The sequence below is a fragment of the Enterovibrio norvegicus DSM 15893 genome (genome assembly GCF_900115495.1).
GTDB lineage: Bacteria > Pseudomonadota > Gammaproteobacteria > Enterobacterales > Vibrionaceae > Enterovibrio > Enterovibrio norvegicus.
This window is the reverse complement of the sequence record NZ_FOWR01000028.1, coordinates 26,341-40,560: the sequence shown is the minus strand read 5'-3', so window position 1 is coordinate 40,560 and position 14,220 is coordinate 26,341. Positions and strand designations below refer to the sequence as shown.

Sequence of the window (14,220 nt, the reverse complement as noted above, 5' to 3'; positions counted from 1 at the left end):
GCTACACTCCGTCGCTTTTCGGCGATATGCCGATTTTTGAACGACTCACAGAGATACATAAGAATGAAAATGAAAACGCTACTTTCCCTGATATGCGTTTTAACGAGCATGCTGACGCTATCAAACAACGCCCATGCTGAAGAAAGAATCACACTCGGTCGTACTATCCTGCTAGAAAACGCGAGCCATGGTGCAGATATCCCATTGCTAATGTGCCGCCGCGTTAACGCGATCAAACTCAAAGCGGACCGTGACGCCTATGTGCGCAAGGTGAAAGTAACCTTTAAGAACGACGAAACCAAAACCATCAATTTCTATCGCAACATCAAAGAAGACGCGACAACCGATTGGCGTAAATTTGCTTACAAACGGTGTGTGAAGAAATTGGAAGTGTTTGGCGAATCGAAGAACTCGTCGGCGGGTATTCGCGTTTACGGGCGTCAGTGATCTATTCCTTATTATAAAAAGAAACGCTGCTCATTTAGCAGCGTTTTTGTCCTTCAACTAAAAAACAATTCCACTCTATGAATAAAAGCCAATAGATATATTAAAGCCCTAGAAATAAAATCCCACCCATTAAAAATGAAAAGATATATTTACAGGTAAAACTCATTTTCTAAAGTCATGACAGCGTTAATCACATCGCATTAAAATAAAATATGCTCACAGTTTTAAAATAGTCAACTAGTGAAAACACCACTCATACCACCACGATTAAGATAGAGTTCAAATTTTCACATGTCACCTGCAACATTCAGCACGTTAATATGAGCGAAAGGCCTTATTATCTCCTTAAAAAATATATGAAAATTTACATAATAAAACAGTAAACCATTCCTTACAAAAATCCCTTTAAACATTTGGCAAGCAGACATACACACCTAATCAAATACCTGCTTTACTTGGGTGGAGATATGAAACAAATCTATTAATTTCAGAATTATTACGACTAATGACAAATAAATAATAAGTAACAACCTTCATTCCCAACATGAATTTGAAATTAACGCATTACACATATATGCCTTAAAACGTCAAAATAAAATTGAAGTATTTTTTGTCGTTTATCACTAACAGGTGCCCATTTGCAGTTAGGTATCTTATTTAATTATTGGAGTTAATATGAAAATGAAAACGGGCTTTTCATTGCTCACTATCTGTGTGGCTAGCCTTGCTGCAATCAATGTATACGCTGCTGAAAGAACAACGCTAAACGAGGAGGCAATGTTCAAAGTAAAGGCAGATTCCCTCGCTAGTCGCATCATCAATAGTCAGTCTTTTTCTACGGGCGCTTCTTTTATTGATGCTGAAGGCAACCTCAAAGTACGTATCAATCAGATCTATCAAGGTCTTCCAATATATGGAGAGAGCTTTGTCGCGACACAGAATTCACGAGGTGATTTCCAGCGTTTCTCAGGTGATGCCGTCTCGGGTATTGCACAAGATTTGCCCTCTGTCGAAGCCACTGTTTCGTCAAACGAAGCATTGGCCACTCTGGCTGTGCATTGGAAGCATCAAAATCACCAGTTCTCCCACCCTGAACAACAATTGGTCGTCTGGCTTGATCATAAAGACATTGCTCATCTTGCATGGCAACTTTCCTATGTTGTTTACAGCGAAGAGCCAATAAGACCAATAGGGTTCGTTGACGCTCACAGTGGAGAGCTCCTCGACACTTGGGATGGGCTTAATCATGCTCACGGTAAAGGGCCTGGTGGTAACCAAAAAACGGGACGCTATGAATTTGGGCAGGATTACCCCGCGTTTGAGGTAAAACAAAACGGCTCTACCTGTTCACTGGATAGCGAAAACGTCGAAACACATGACATGCAACACCGAAAATATGGCGGAAACATTCACGCATTCCCATGTTTTGAAAACAGTGAACGTGAGGTGAATGGTGCTTATTCAGCACTCAACGATGCCCATGCATTCGGCCAAGTCGTTTTTAATATGTACAAAGATTGGTACGGCATCGCCCCCATTTCCCAGAAACTCAAGATGCGTGTCCATTACGACAGTAATTATGAAAATGCATTTTGGGATGGGCGCCAAATGACATTCGGCGATGGAAAATCCTATTTCTATCCACTTGTATCGTTAGATGTCGTTTCCCACGAAGTCAGCCATGGCGTCACGCAGCAAAACTCAAACCTTGAATATAAAAACCAATCAGGTGGCATTAACGAAGCTTTTTCTGATATCGCGGGCGCCGCTGCAATCCATTATTTCGAAGGTGACTATAACTGGAAAATTGGCGATCGCATTAAAAAAGGAAGTGGTGCCATGCGCCATATGGATAACCCTCCATTAGATGGTAAATCGATCGGCCATGCGAAAGATTATTATGATGGTATGGATGTCCACCATAGTTCGGGCGTGTTCAATAAGGCTTTTTATCTACTCAGCACTACGCCAAACTGGAATATCCGAAAAGGGTTCAACATTTTTGTAAAGGCCAATCAACTGTATTGGACACCTCGCTCAACCTACGACCAAGCAAGTGTCGGTGTCGTGAACGCCGCGCGAGATTTAGGCTATTGCGTCGATGATGTTATCCATGCGTTTGAGAAAGTCGGGGTTGATGCTGGCAGAGCAACAGCGGAATACTGTACAGATGTGCCACCCATTGTTGTGGAAGCCCAATTCACCGCGACAACCGATAAACTCTCCGTCGCGTTTAAAGACCAATCGGTTGGCAAAGTGCTTACCCATTATTGGCAATTTGGCGATGGAAATACATCCGCTCAAAAAAGTCCAACCCATGTTTACGCGGCATCTGGCTCTTACAACGTCTCTTTAACCGTCACCAGCGCGTCAGGTTACAACGATGTTTACACACAAAACGTCACAGTAGACGATAACATAACCTCGCCTTGTCGCATTGAGGCGTGGGAGAGAAGTAAGAGCTACAGTTCTGGTGACGAAGTAAGCTTTGAAGGAAAGACATACCTTGCCAATTGGTGGTCGACTGGCGCTCAACCTGATCTTTATCCACAAGTATGGAAAATGACCGGGAATTGCGATTTAGGCCCTATTGATAATATTGCCCCCGTTGCAGCGTTCTCGTACTCAGCGCAAGAGCTTATTGTTTCATTTTCAAATACTTCGTCTGACGACAAAGCCATTGTTTCCCAACAATGGACCTTCGGAGATGGAATTAGCTCTACAGAGAACAATCCAAACCATATATACGCAACAGCCGGCAACTACACCGTCGAGCTTTTAGTAAAAGATGCAGAAGGGTTAACGCACTCAACGACAAAGAACATCACCCTGACGGACACTCCGACAACATGTTCGGTCGCGGCATGGCGAGCAACGGATACTTACAACACTGGTGATCTCGTCGCGCACAAAGGCCAACGTTACAAAGCAGGATGGTGGACGAAAAATGAAGAACCGGGTACCACAGGACAGTGGGGCGTATGGAAAGCACTAGGCCCTTGTGAATAAACGTAAATAATATAAAAGGAGCACATAAGTGCTCCTTTACTTGCGTCAAATACGCGCTATTCACTCGATATGTCTACTTGACCGTTGCACCTACAACATCCTAAACACAGGCAATATATCGGTCTAATAGTGCTGTCTAATGAAGGTAAACCTTCACCAACGTTTCCGGCTCTAGTTCTATGTAGTAATTACCCTTTTTTTCACCGTCAAGGTATTCAACATACACAGAACCTTCGACGGGACATTGCTTATCTTCATAGCATTGCAGTAGCTCACCAAATTCATTCATACAGATCATAAATAGCACCTCAACTCACTCTCAATCCCTATCGAAAACGACTTAACCCTATATTTTTTCTGTCTCTTCTTTTACTTGATGATATTCCGTATATAGACATGAGCATATAACAGGCCAAGGTTATAAAATCTTAAATAGTTGTTTATTTTCAGAGAGTAAACTAGGTAGTAACACAGTGTTCAGCAATGGCAGCGGCATCTTATTGCAAAACGATTTTCATATTGCGACGAGCGTGGTCGAAAAACGGCCAACAAAAACGTCACAGCGGCACACCAACAGATTCGAAAGCAGACACGCAGAATAGCGACGCTACGGATTCAGAGAAGAAAAAGCGCGGTATCGGCTTTTGGATTTTTGCGATTATCTTTTCTCCGATCATATTGATTGTCGCCATGGCTCGCGCCTCAACCACGGCGAAAATAGCATTCGCCGCATCACTCTTCTTTTGGGTGTATTACTTCTTTATGTGATTCCGCGATTTGCTCTCACACATGCACCTGTTGAGCGCCAGCATACATTCGAGGGGTTCCGTGATACCGTCTGGCATTATCACTCTGACAGTTCTCGCACGCCGTGGCATAATCTGCCCCCTACAACGATCAATAACAAAAGAAAGCAACGATGAAACTGATTGATAAATTGGCTTGGCTGACCATCAAAGACGGCAAACTTCTGGCAGTGCGTTCTAAAGGGAAAACGCTGTTCTACCTTCCTGGTGGCAAACGTGAAGCAGGTGAAACCGATGAACAGGCGCTGATTCGCGAAATCAAAGAAGAACTGTCTGTTGATTTAGTGCCAGACAGCCTGAAGTATGTTGACACTTTTACTGGCCCTGCCGATGGCAAAGCGGAAGGTGTGTCTGTGCAATTAACCTGCTACTTCGCCGATTACACAGGCGAGCTAGTCGCAGATTCAGAAATTGAAGAGTTGGCTTACTTAGGGGCAGCGGATGAATCTGTGACCTCAAAAGCGGCGTGGATTGCAATGGAATCGCTCATTGAGCAAGGGCATATCACCCAATAATTGCTCCCTTCAAATAGAAAGAAAACGCGCCACAATGGCGCGTTTTTTTATTCGGGTTACGACGTTATGACAGCAGCATCTCGAACGCCACTTCATCAGATTCCGTCACACAAAATGTCGTGACTAGAGTGGCGGCTTCATGTGGCGTGAGTGTTCTTACTTTCCCATGCCATTCCAATTCGCAATAAGGGTACGCAGCGGAGTTGTAGACTTCAAAGGCATTCCCATGCGCATAGTCAGCCGCATCTGTCAGCGCTTCAACAAAAGAAGTGAGCAACAAACCTTTCGAGGTATTTTCAATGGGGCAATACGCCAACGCTGTCGAGGAGTCAGGATGAACACCGACTTTAAACTCGTTATCATCGTTACATATCACCACCCCATGACATCCTGTCGTTTGCAGATTGTTCGCGGGCTCGCCGAAGTACGTCTCTAGCTTTGATGCCTCATTTTGCTTGTACGCGATGATGGCATTACGCTGCAACATCATCACTGACCAGCACCCAACCTTGACCACGTCTGCGCCTTCATTGGTGATCTGATGATGGATTTCAAACTGCCCTTCCACGGTTTCAGACAATGACACCATTCTGGTAATCACCAATCCATCGCTATTTTTAGGACTGGTCATTTTCACAGAATGCGCACCTAACCACTCAACATGGTATGCCGCCGAATCCAGCACAGGAATCGGGCCCTTATCCTGCCAATAACGTTCTGGTGCAAGCCATGTTTTCTCACCGCCCCATAACGGAAAAGGGACATGCTTAGCCCGTGTCGGGAAGGTGTTTAGCTCACCTGTCACTGAATCTGCATGAATGCCCTTCAAGTCAGGGTTGGTAAACAATAGCGAGTGCCCCTTGTACACCACATCCATAAGACGCCCACCAATGCTGGGCATCAAAATCAACGATAGATCGCCACGTGTCAGCGTGGTCTCTTGCCAAGTATTTTTCACAGTCAAACCTTTGTATCCCCAAATACCAGTCGCGCTGGTTTAGTTGCTGAGTTTTATCTTTTTTTTTTGCGACGAAATCATACTCACTCATAAAAACAGAAGATGCCTGTTTTCCTAGAATCTGCAGAAATTGTCGTGTTTTGTTGTTTCACTCATTCGTGCAGATCCATATCCATCAAAGCATCGAACGCTAACCCCAACAAATTAGCACGTTAGACACAAAGGGGTTTCACTTCCATTAGCACATATGAATACACTTTTGTAATCATATATTTAAGGTGTTTCTTATGATTGATACGCGACACAACATTGCGAAAACCGACGACATATTGAATGCTTAACCTATTGGATAAATGTTGGAAATACCGTTTGCAGGTTGTATGTCACCTTTGTGATCACGTATCGAATGTGCCCGAGCTTAATGAGAATCAAGTGGCGGTTTGTCGCGTCTGTGGTGGGCATGTTGTGGAAGGCGCAAAACATGATGACGAAAAAGTCATCGCCTTCGCGACCACTGCCAGCATTCTCTTATTATGCTCGTTACTGTTTGAACTGATTTCGTTTTCTCGCCAAGGCCTCGTCCAGTCTATGGGGTTGATGGACGTGTCACTCGTGATGGTGAAACACCAATACGAGCCGCTGGGCGCTTTGATGGCCGCCACCATAACAATGCTGCCTGCCAGTCTGCTGCTGTTTGCGTTTTTCCTGCATACCCCGCTACGCAAACTCTTGCCGACGTCCCTGCAGATCTTCATGACCAAAGCCATTTTCTTTTGCAAAGATTGGAGCATGCCAGAAATTTTTCTGGTCGCCGTACTCGTTAGTTTGGTGAAAATCACCTCACTCGCAGACATTGGGATGGGGCTGTCATTCTGGGCGTACATTGGCTTCGTGGTCTTCTTCTTGCTGACCATGCTCAACATTCATCGACAGAATTTATGGGACAGCATTTCCCACCATTCCAAATATCCCCAGTATCCCACCCTCGGACGCGCCATCGATTCAGACGTTGGTGGTTGTCACACCTGTGATTTGATCACCAAAGAATCGGAATGCCCACGCTGCCATAGTGCCGTCCATACGCGCAACCCACAAAGTGTGCAGAAAACCTTGGCGTGGTTAGCAACGATTCATGTTGTATATCCCCGCGAATATCGCGCCGATTTTGATTACCGTTTTTCTTAACTCGCCTGAACCCTCAACCATCATCGGTGGTGTGGCTGTTCTTATCGAACACGGGTCTTATCCCATAGCCATCGTTATTTTCGTCGCGAGCGTGATGCTACCGCTCGCCAAAATGGCAGCGTTTGCGCTGTTCTGCTGGGTCGTCACCAAACAGAAGAATATCTGCCGTTTATCGTTTACGCAGATCTACATGATTGCAGAATTTTTAGGGAAATGGTCGATGATTGATGTGTATGTCGTCGCCGTTTTGGCCGCGCTGGTGCAACTCTCCGGCATGATGGAAATCGTGCCGGGCGTAGGCGCAGTGTATTTCTCACTGATGGTGATCGCCTCCATGATTGCGGCACACAGTTTTGACCCCAAATTGCTCTGGGATTTAGAGCAGAAATACGCCGATAAGGAATAATATGGCAGAGGCAGATAACGCCGTCATCACACAGCGCAACGGCATATCCAAAATCTGGTTTGTGCCGCTGATGGCGCTGATTTTAGGTATTTGGATGGTCTACGCTTATCTCGATGACAAAGGCACCATGATCACCATTGTGATGCCGAATGCGGAAGGTATTAGCCCCGGTAAAACCCAAATAAAAACACGCAGCGTCCCCATTGGGTTGATCACTGAAGTTCACCTCACCGATGATCGACGCCAAGTGGAAGTCACTGCGGAGATTGAAAAGCGCTATGACGATCTTCTCACTAAAGATGCGCAAATTTGGGCCGTTCAACCACGCATAGACCAATCGGGTATCAGTGGCTTGGGCACATTACTTTCAGGTATCTACTTTGAATTTCGCCCTGGCAACGCACAAGAAAACAGTGATGAATTCACTGTACTACCCGAACCACCATTAGTGTCCATAAACCTTAAAGGGAAACGCTACGAGTTGATCAGCTATAACGCGGATGCGATGGCGGTTGGCTCACCGGTTTACTTCAAAGGTTACAATGTTGGCACTATCGAAAAAGCCCAGTTCGATTGGCAACAGCAAGTGATGAACTATCAGGTTTTTATCCAAGACCCTTATCACAACCTCATCACACAGAAAACGCTGTTCTGGGTTGAAACTGGCTTAGAAATGGATTTGTCTGCTGATGGATTGAGTGTGCGCGCTGGCCCGCTGACAAAATTCGTGGATGGCGGCATCACGTTCGGGGTGCCTAATCGCGAAGATCCGGGGGCAATCGCCAAAGAAAACAGCCAGTTTGTCTTGAGCAAAAGCTACAGCGAGAGTTTGGAAGAACGCTACCCTGATTATCAATACTATGTCGTGATGTTTGAACACTCGATACGCGGATTGCGCGCGGGTGCGCCCGTTGAATACCGCGGTGTGCGCATAGGCACCGTCGTTGAAGTGCCTCTCAACGAAGGAAAAGACGGCATGCCGGTGCTTGTCACAGAGAACAACACTGACATTCCCGTGCTGATCAAAGTGGAGTTTGCGCGCATCAATGAAGATGTCGCGCTGGCCGAAAACTTCTGGCGCAAGAATATCGGTATTTGGCTGAAAAATGGCCTTCGCGCCTCCATGGAAACAGGCAGCCTGATAACGGGGGCGTTGTTCGTCAACGTGGACTTTTTGTCAACGCGACGAGAAGCCCTATGCGGCAACGTTTGGCGGTTATAACGTGATCCCAAGTACCGCGGATGGCTTTACCCAGCTTACAGACCAAATGTCAGGCTTCCTCAATAAGCTCAATGCGCTGGAAATCGAGAAAACCCTCGCCAGCATTGACGACACCTTGGCGTCTTTCTCGTCGCTCGCAGGCTCAACGGAGAAAATCGTCAGCAGCGCCAACATCGAAAGCGTGCCAAAAGAAATCACGGAGAGCTTGGAAGAACTGCAAACCACGCTACAGAGTTATCAAAAAGGATCGCCGCTGTATAACGACATCCAGAACGCGATTCAATCCATGGAAGTGCTGATGAAGCAAATTCAGCCGTTGGCGGAAGAACTCAGCGAACATCCAAACATACTGATTTTTGATAAACCTGATGAAGACGATGTGCAACCCAAAGCCCGAGGAAATGAATAATGATCATGAAACGCACCCTCGCAGGATTGGGATTCGCTGCGGCTCTAGTTGTGTTAAGTGGCTGCTCAGCGCAGACAGAACGCAAAGTGTCTTACTACCAGTTCGACATTGTGGCGGAAGACAAGGTGGTGACCACACCCGCATCGAAGCCGCAACTCATTGTTGAAAACGTCGACATGTATTCAGGGCTTAACGAACCCGGCATGGTACAGCGTGTTGACAACTACCGCGCCCGCGCTGCAACTTGGCATCAGTGGGCGATTCTGCCTGCTGACATGTTGGAATCCGCCACGGCGAATTTATTGTCACAGCAGTTATCGGGTTGGTTGGTGCTGATCGAAAAAGACGGCGATATTCCGCAGTCTGCAGCCGCAGAAAAAGCCAGTTATGCCGTGCGACTTTTCGTTGAGCGCTTTAACGGCGGGCTAAATGGCGATGCAGAAGTGGTGGGCAGCTGGTCACTGTATGACGCTAATCAGCAACTGGTGATTAAAAACACCTTCAACAAATCGGTGCCATTAGAGCAAGACGGTTATGTCGGCCTGACGCAATCATTGCAGGCCGCGTGGGTTGAGGTGAGCGAGGATATTGCGCGCTATGTGAAAACGCGCTGAACCTTCGCATTTTCGCCAAGTCGCGATCAACGCATTCCGCTTTACCCAATAAAAAACGCGCCCTGTTGGCGCGTTTTTTTCGATCTTATTTTAACGAACGCGCGTTAACCGATCACGTCAGTCAAAGCGCGGCTCGACACCCATTTGATCAAAGCAAAATGCATACACGTCAGCATTCGAATCGAGCACTTTGTGGGTAGGCATCCCAGCACCATGGCCTGCATTCACATCAATACGAATGAACACAGGATTCTCGCCCACATGTTTGGCTTGAAGCTCTGCAATGAACTTGTAGGAATGTGCAGGTACAACACGGTCATCATGGTCTGCTGTCGTCACCAAGGTTGACGGGTACGCCACGCCTTCTTTCACGTTATGAACAGGCGAATACCCCAGCAGATATTCAAACATTGCTTGGCTTTGCGCCGAGGTGCCAAAGTCATACGCCCAGCCTTCACCCGATGTGAAGGTGTGATAACGCAGCATGTCTAACACGCCAACCGCAGGCAACGCGACACGGAAAAGTTCTGGTCGTTGCGTCATGCATGCCCCCACCAGCAAACCCCCGTTAGAACCACCGCGGATCGCGAGCTTTTCTGATGATGTGTATTTTGCATCAATCAGGTATTCCGCTGCCGCAAAGAAATCATCAAACACGTTTTGCTTTTGCTGTTGTGTCCCTGCATCGTGCCACGCTTTTCCGTATTCACCACCGCCGCGAAGGTTCGCCACAGCGTAGATCCCGCCAAGCTCAATCCATGTCGCGACATTCGGATTAAACGCAGGCTCAAGACTGATATTAAAACCGCCGTAGCCATACAAAATCGTCGGGTGACTGCCGTCCAGCGTGATGCCCTTACGATAGCAAATCGTCATCGGCACCTTGGTGCCATCTTTGGAGGTATAAAACACCTGCTTCGATTCCAGCTTGGCACTGGCGATCACACACTCACTCTTTCGATAAAGGGTCACATCGCCGCTTTCAGGATCGTAGCGATAGATAGCGCTTGCCGTGGTGTAATTGGTAAAGCTAAAGAACAAGTCCGATTCTTGTTCACGCGCACTGAACCCTGAGGCACTGCCAATATCAGGAAGTTGAATGTCTCTCACCTTCTCGCCAGAATACCGATACTGGGTGACTTGGGTTTGCACGTCGACCAAGTAACTGACAAACAAATACCCACACCCTGAACCAATGCTTAACTCATGCTCGGTCTCAGGGATCAAATCTTGCCAATGTTCTTGTGTCGGCGTGGTGGCATCCACGGAAACGATACGCCCCATGGGTGCGTTGAGGTTGGTATAGAGGATGAGGGTGCCGTCGTGATGTTCGATCACATCACTGTCGAACGCATCATCTTGTGTTAAACAGGTTAACGGCGTGCCCGCTTTTAGGTCTTGCACATAGAGCATGTTGCCCGAGGTGGCATTCGCACCACTGATCACCAAGAAGCGATCATCTTCCGTCATGTAACCGCTCACGTAGCGATATTGCGGGTCACCTTCGCCACCAAATACCAGTTCATCGTCGCTTTGCGTTGTGCCGATACGGTGGAAATAGAGTTTATGGTGCTCCGTGCGTGCTGACAGTTCGCTGCCTTCCGGCTTGTCATAGGTCGAGTAATAAAAGCCTTCACTTCCGCGCCACGAAATACCTGAAAATTTCACGTTCTCGATGGTATCACCCAGCGCCTTGCCCGATTCTGCATCAATCACATACACGGTGCGCCAATCACTACCACCCTCGGACGTAGAATACGCCACCAGAGTGTCATCACGAGAAAACTGCAGACGATCAAGCGACGTAGTGCCTTCGCCACTCCATGTGTTGGGGTCAAGAAAGATCTCTAGCTCAGAGGCGTCTGTATTGTCACGATGCGTTTTTGAACGGAATAGAATCGCGTGATCTTGTAAGCCATCATTGCGATAGAAGTAGGTGTGATCTCCCCGAACAAATGGGCTTGATTGTTTCACGTAGTCGTTCGCACGGATCAGGCGCAATCGGATTTCATCACGGCACTCAATCGCGCGAAGGTAGTCAAAGGTCACGGCATTTTGCGCATCTACCCAATCGGCCGTTTCATCGCTCAAATCGTCTTCTAGCCAACGATAAGGGTCAGGAATATTGTTGGAAAAATAGGTATCAACGGTGTCGTCTTTGCGAGTTTGGGGATAGCGGAACATGTGTTACTCCGTGCTGACGTTATGTTTTTCATCATAACGAAAGGCGCGAACTTCTGCCTAACGTTTCTACCCAAACAGCACAGTATTCAATGTCTCTGAGGCAAAAATATTGTATTCACATATTGGTGGAAATATCCCTTGTTTCGATTTATTTCCCCTCTCTCTCGGCCAGTCTTTTTGGACATAACTCGCAAAATATCTAACCGATAAACACGACCGTTCCCTTAATTTTCAACCACCAAGCACGAGATGCCTTTTCGACGCCTTAGTATTAAATATCGAGGTAACTAATTAATTTTACTATGAGCGAACGAAAGGGTGATTTTCTGGGCATTTCATTTTACCGACACAAAAGGTGATCTTTTTCATTCACACCATCAATGATTCTCAGTGACTAGCAGGAAATCTCGATTGCTCACGTGCCGGAACATCTGCTTAAATAGTCGCCGACCTGTTAAGAAAGGAGGCAAAATAATGTCGATCACAACCGATACTTACGCGATGCGCGAGACACTGGAACGCCTCAATAAAGATGCAACAAACACCATGGATAAGGCAGATAACTGCACCGTAAAACTCAGCGATCTTTCTACCCTGTTGGCTGCATATAAAATCGAGCTCAACAAAGGTAATCACCTGCGAAAACTTCTGGACCAAGAGACTAACGCCCAATAGGCGTTATCACGTCGCCTATCGTTAATCCCTCTGGTGCCCACATGGCAATAGGCGACGTTTTTATTTGATACATCCCTATTCAATACCCCCACCCATCTTGTCCAATATTTATTTCTCTTCCCCGATAAAACTGCATGGGTGCAGGTGCTATATCAATACTCTTTACAGGGAAAAGAAACTCATGATAAATTCGCGCAATTGACGGCAAGCGTCGAACGAACCAATACCAAAACCAATAAAGTACCGCAACCAGGAGGAAAAAAATGATTGTAGCAATGACCCACCCGGCAGGAATCGTACGCTAAATAGCGCATTTTAAACGATCGGTAAAACCGCGTTTACGCCCTCAGCGACACCCTTCCTTTGCCCGGTGAATCTCGACCGGGGTCTTTCCAAATTGATTCGACCCTACAACACTCTGTTACTCAAACACACAGAGCGACTCTCTGTGCGTAGGGAAAAGCAATGACATCTTTAAAAACATTGAGCCAACTTGGCTGGCAACCTGTATTTCAACAACAACTGACTCTGGAAGATTACGAAAATTGTCGTATCGCCAGAATTGCAGAGCATCACCGTGGCCACTATGTACTGATCAGCGAATCGGGCATCGAATCGCTTGAAATCCGCCCATCGTTTCCCAGTATGACGGTTGGTGATTGGCTTTTATTGGATGATGACGGTCAGTTCATTCGCCCGCTCGATCGCCAATCTTTGTTTGCGCGCAAAGGCGCAGGCACGAAAGTGATTGAACAGTTGATTGCCGCCAACATCGACACCGCGTTTGTGGTGTGCGCGTTGGATCATGACTTCAACCTGAACCGCATCGAACGCTATTTGGCGATGTGTGCGGACGCATCCGTTGAACCTGTGGTGGTCTTAACCAAGCGTGACCTTGCTGAAAGTAGCCTTGATGCAGACGGCAACGCGTTCGATGTGAATGACACCCTTCGTTCTGTCGAAGCATTAGCGCCATTTTTGGCCGTTGAAGCGGTAAACGCCCTCGACGAACAGACCAAGAGCGCCCTTAGCCCTTGGCTAAAACCGGGGAAAACGCTGGTCGTGATGGGATCATCTGGCGTGGGTAAATCCACCTTAGTGAACACCTTGTTGGGGGATTTCGTGCAAGCAACCGGCGGTATTCGTGAAAGTGATAGCAAAGGTCGCCACACCACAACAGCAAGAAGCCTGCACTGTTTGCCTTCTGGCGCAGTGTTATTGGATACACCGGGAATGCGAGAGCTAAAAATCTTCGACAGCGAAGACGGCCTCAATACCTTGTTTTCCGACATCAAGGCACTGGAATCACAATGTCGATTCAGCGATTGCCAACACGGTAACGAACCGGGCTGTGCCATTCGTGACGCCTTGGCATCTGGCAGCATCGACGAACGTCGACTCAACAACTACATCAAACTGCAAAGTGAAGACGCGAGAAACTCGGCAACCATGGCGCAAAAACGCGCAAAGGATAAAGCCTTCACCAAAATGGTGAACACGGTGCAATCCAGCCATCGCCATATTAAGAAAGGGTTCTAACACCCCAAGACATGATGTTTCTAATGAAACGATAAGGAAGCGTGGACTGGCACTTTACGAGCGTGTTGTTCCTCGCGCGCTTAGTGTTGTCCTCGTGCGATCGAGTGGAAAGCCGACATTCTCGATAGCCTGAGTGCAATCCACCACCGCAACCTGATCAAAGCGCGGGAAGCATTGCAGCGTCACGCACAAGAAATGCACACCTCAAAATAACAAGCCTTGGCATGGACCCGCTTTGAATAGCGGCGTCC

The 14,220-nt window shown here is 47.1% G+C and carries 14 protein-coding genes; 11 read left to right on the top strand and 3 right to left on the bottom strand.

Annotated features, from left to right (window positions below):
- The first annotated feature begins 69 nt into the window (after nt 1-69).
- Together BM082_RS17005 and BM082_RS17000 are read left to right on the top strand one after the other, a co-directional pair.
- Nucleotides 70-447 (top strand): DUF2541 family protein, encoded by a 378-nt coding sequence (locus BM082_RS17005; protein WP_371735029.1) that lies wholly within the window; start codon nt 70-72, stop codon nt 445-447.
- A gap of 675 nt (nt 448-1,122) precedes the next feature.
- Nucleotides 1,123-3,456 carry a M4 family metallopeptidase gene (locus BM082_RS17000; protein WP_074927879.1) on the top strand — a complete coding sequence of 778 codons (2,334 nt, stop codon included), beginning with the start codon at nt 1,123-1,125 and terminating at the stop codon, nt 3,454-3,456.
- A 136-nt stretch (nt 3,457-3,592) separates the two neighbouring features.
- Here BM082_RS17000 and BM082_RS25110 read toward each other — a convergent pair whose 3' ends face one another.
- The gene (locus BM082_RS25110) at nt 3,593-3,754 is read right to left on the bottom strand and encodes a hypothetical protein (RefSeq protein ID WP_017014938.1); all 162 of its coding nucleotides are present in this window, start codon (nt 3,752-3,754) and stop codon (nt 3,593-3,595) included.
- A 221-nt stretch (nt 3,755-3,975) separates the two neighbouring features.
- Between BM082_RS25110 and BM082_RS16995 the strand changes: the two genes are divergently transcribed.
- A complete protein-coding gene (locus BM082_RS16995) occupies nt 3,976-4,224 on the top strand; it encodes a hypothetical protein (protein WP_229491901.1) in 249 nt (82 codons plus the stop codon).
- Nucleotides 4,225-4,375: 151 nt separating this feature from the next.
- Nucleotides 4,376-4,777: an NUDIX hydrolase gene (locus BM082_RS16990; protein WP_017010287.1), complete on the top strand. Its 402-nt coding sequence runs from the start codon at nt 4,376-4,378 to the stop codon at nt 4,775-4,777.
- Between the two features lie 64 nt (nt 4,778-4,841).
- Here the strand turns inward: BM082_RS16990 and BM082_RS16985 are convergent, their stop codons facing one another.
- Nucleotides 4,842-5,735: a hypothetical protein gene (locus BM082_RS16985; RefSeq protein ID WP_017010286.1), complete on the bottom strand. Its 894-nt coding sequence runs from the start codon at nt 5,733-5,735 to the stop codon at nt 4,842-4,844.
- 333 nt (nt 5,736-6,068) lie between these two features.
- Here BM082_RS16985 and BM082_RS24825 point away from each other — a divergent pair, with 333 nt between their 5' ends.
- From BM082_RS24825 to BM082_RS16970, 5 genes are read left to right on the top strand one after another with little or no spacing between them, the layout of a single operon-like run.
- The gene (locus BM082_RS24825; protein WP_122984135.1) at nt 6,069-6,920 is read left to right on the top strand and encodes a paraquat-inducible protein A; all 852 of its coding nucleotides are present in this window, start codon (nt 6,069-6,071) and stop codon (nt 6,918-6,920) included.
- Complete coding sequence (locus BM082_RS24820; RefSeq protein WP_122984134.1) at nt 6,868-7,326, top strand: paraquat-inducible protein A; 459 nt, start codon at nt 6,868-6,870, stop codon at nt 7,324-7,326. Before BM082_RS24825 ends, BM082_RS24820 begins: the two co-directional genes overlap by 53 nt.
- 1 nt (nt 7,327) lies before the next feature.
- Nucleotides 7,328-8,548, top strand: coding sequence for a PqiB family protein (locus BM082_RS16975; protein WP_017010285.1), 1,221 nt, complete (start codon nt 7,328-7,330; stop codon nt 8,546-8,548).
- Nucleotide 8,549: 1 nt separating this feature from the next.
- Nucleotides 8,550-8,957 (top strand): MlaD/PqiB family protein, encoded by a 408-nt coding sequence (locus BM082_RS25350; RefSeq protein WP_017010284.1) that lies wholly within the window; start codon nt 8,550-8,552, stop codon nt 8,955-8,957.
- Entirely contained in the window at nt 8,957-9,571 is a 615-nt protein-coding gene (locus BM082_RS16970; RefSeq protein WP_017010283.1) for a PqiC family protein, read from the top strand. Before BM082_RS25350 ends, BM082_RS16970 begins: the two co-directional genes overlap by 1 nt.
- A gap of 117 nt (nt 9,572-9,688) precedes the next feature.
- On the opposite strand, the gene BM082_RS16965 is transcribed toward BM082_RS16970, so the two are convergent.
- Nucleotides 9,689-11,755: a prolyl oligopeptidase family serine peptidase gene (locus tag BM082_RS16965; protein ID WP_017010282.1), complete on the bottom strand. Its 2,067-nt coding sequence runs from the start codon at nt 11,753-11,755 to the stop codon at nt 9,689-9,691.
- A gap of 474 nt (nt 11,756-12,229) precedes the next feature.
- Here BM082_RS16965 and BM082_RS16960 point away from each other — a divergent pair, with 474 nt between their 5' ends.
- Nucleotides 12,230-12,430, top strand: coding sequence for a hypothetical protein (locus tag BM082_RS16960; RefSeq protein ID WP_017010281.1), 201 nt, complete (start codon nt 12,230-12,232; stop codon nt 12,428-12,430).
- Between the two features lie 465 nt (nt 12,431-12,895).
- Entirely contained in the window at nt 12,896-13,969 is a 1,074-nt protein-coding gene (rsgA, locus tag BM082_RS16955) for a ribosome small subunit-dependent GTPase A (protein WP_017010280.1), read from the top strand.
- The last annotated feature ends 251 nt before the right edge of the window (nt 13,970-14,220 follow it).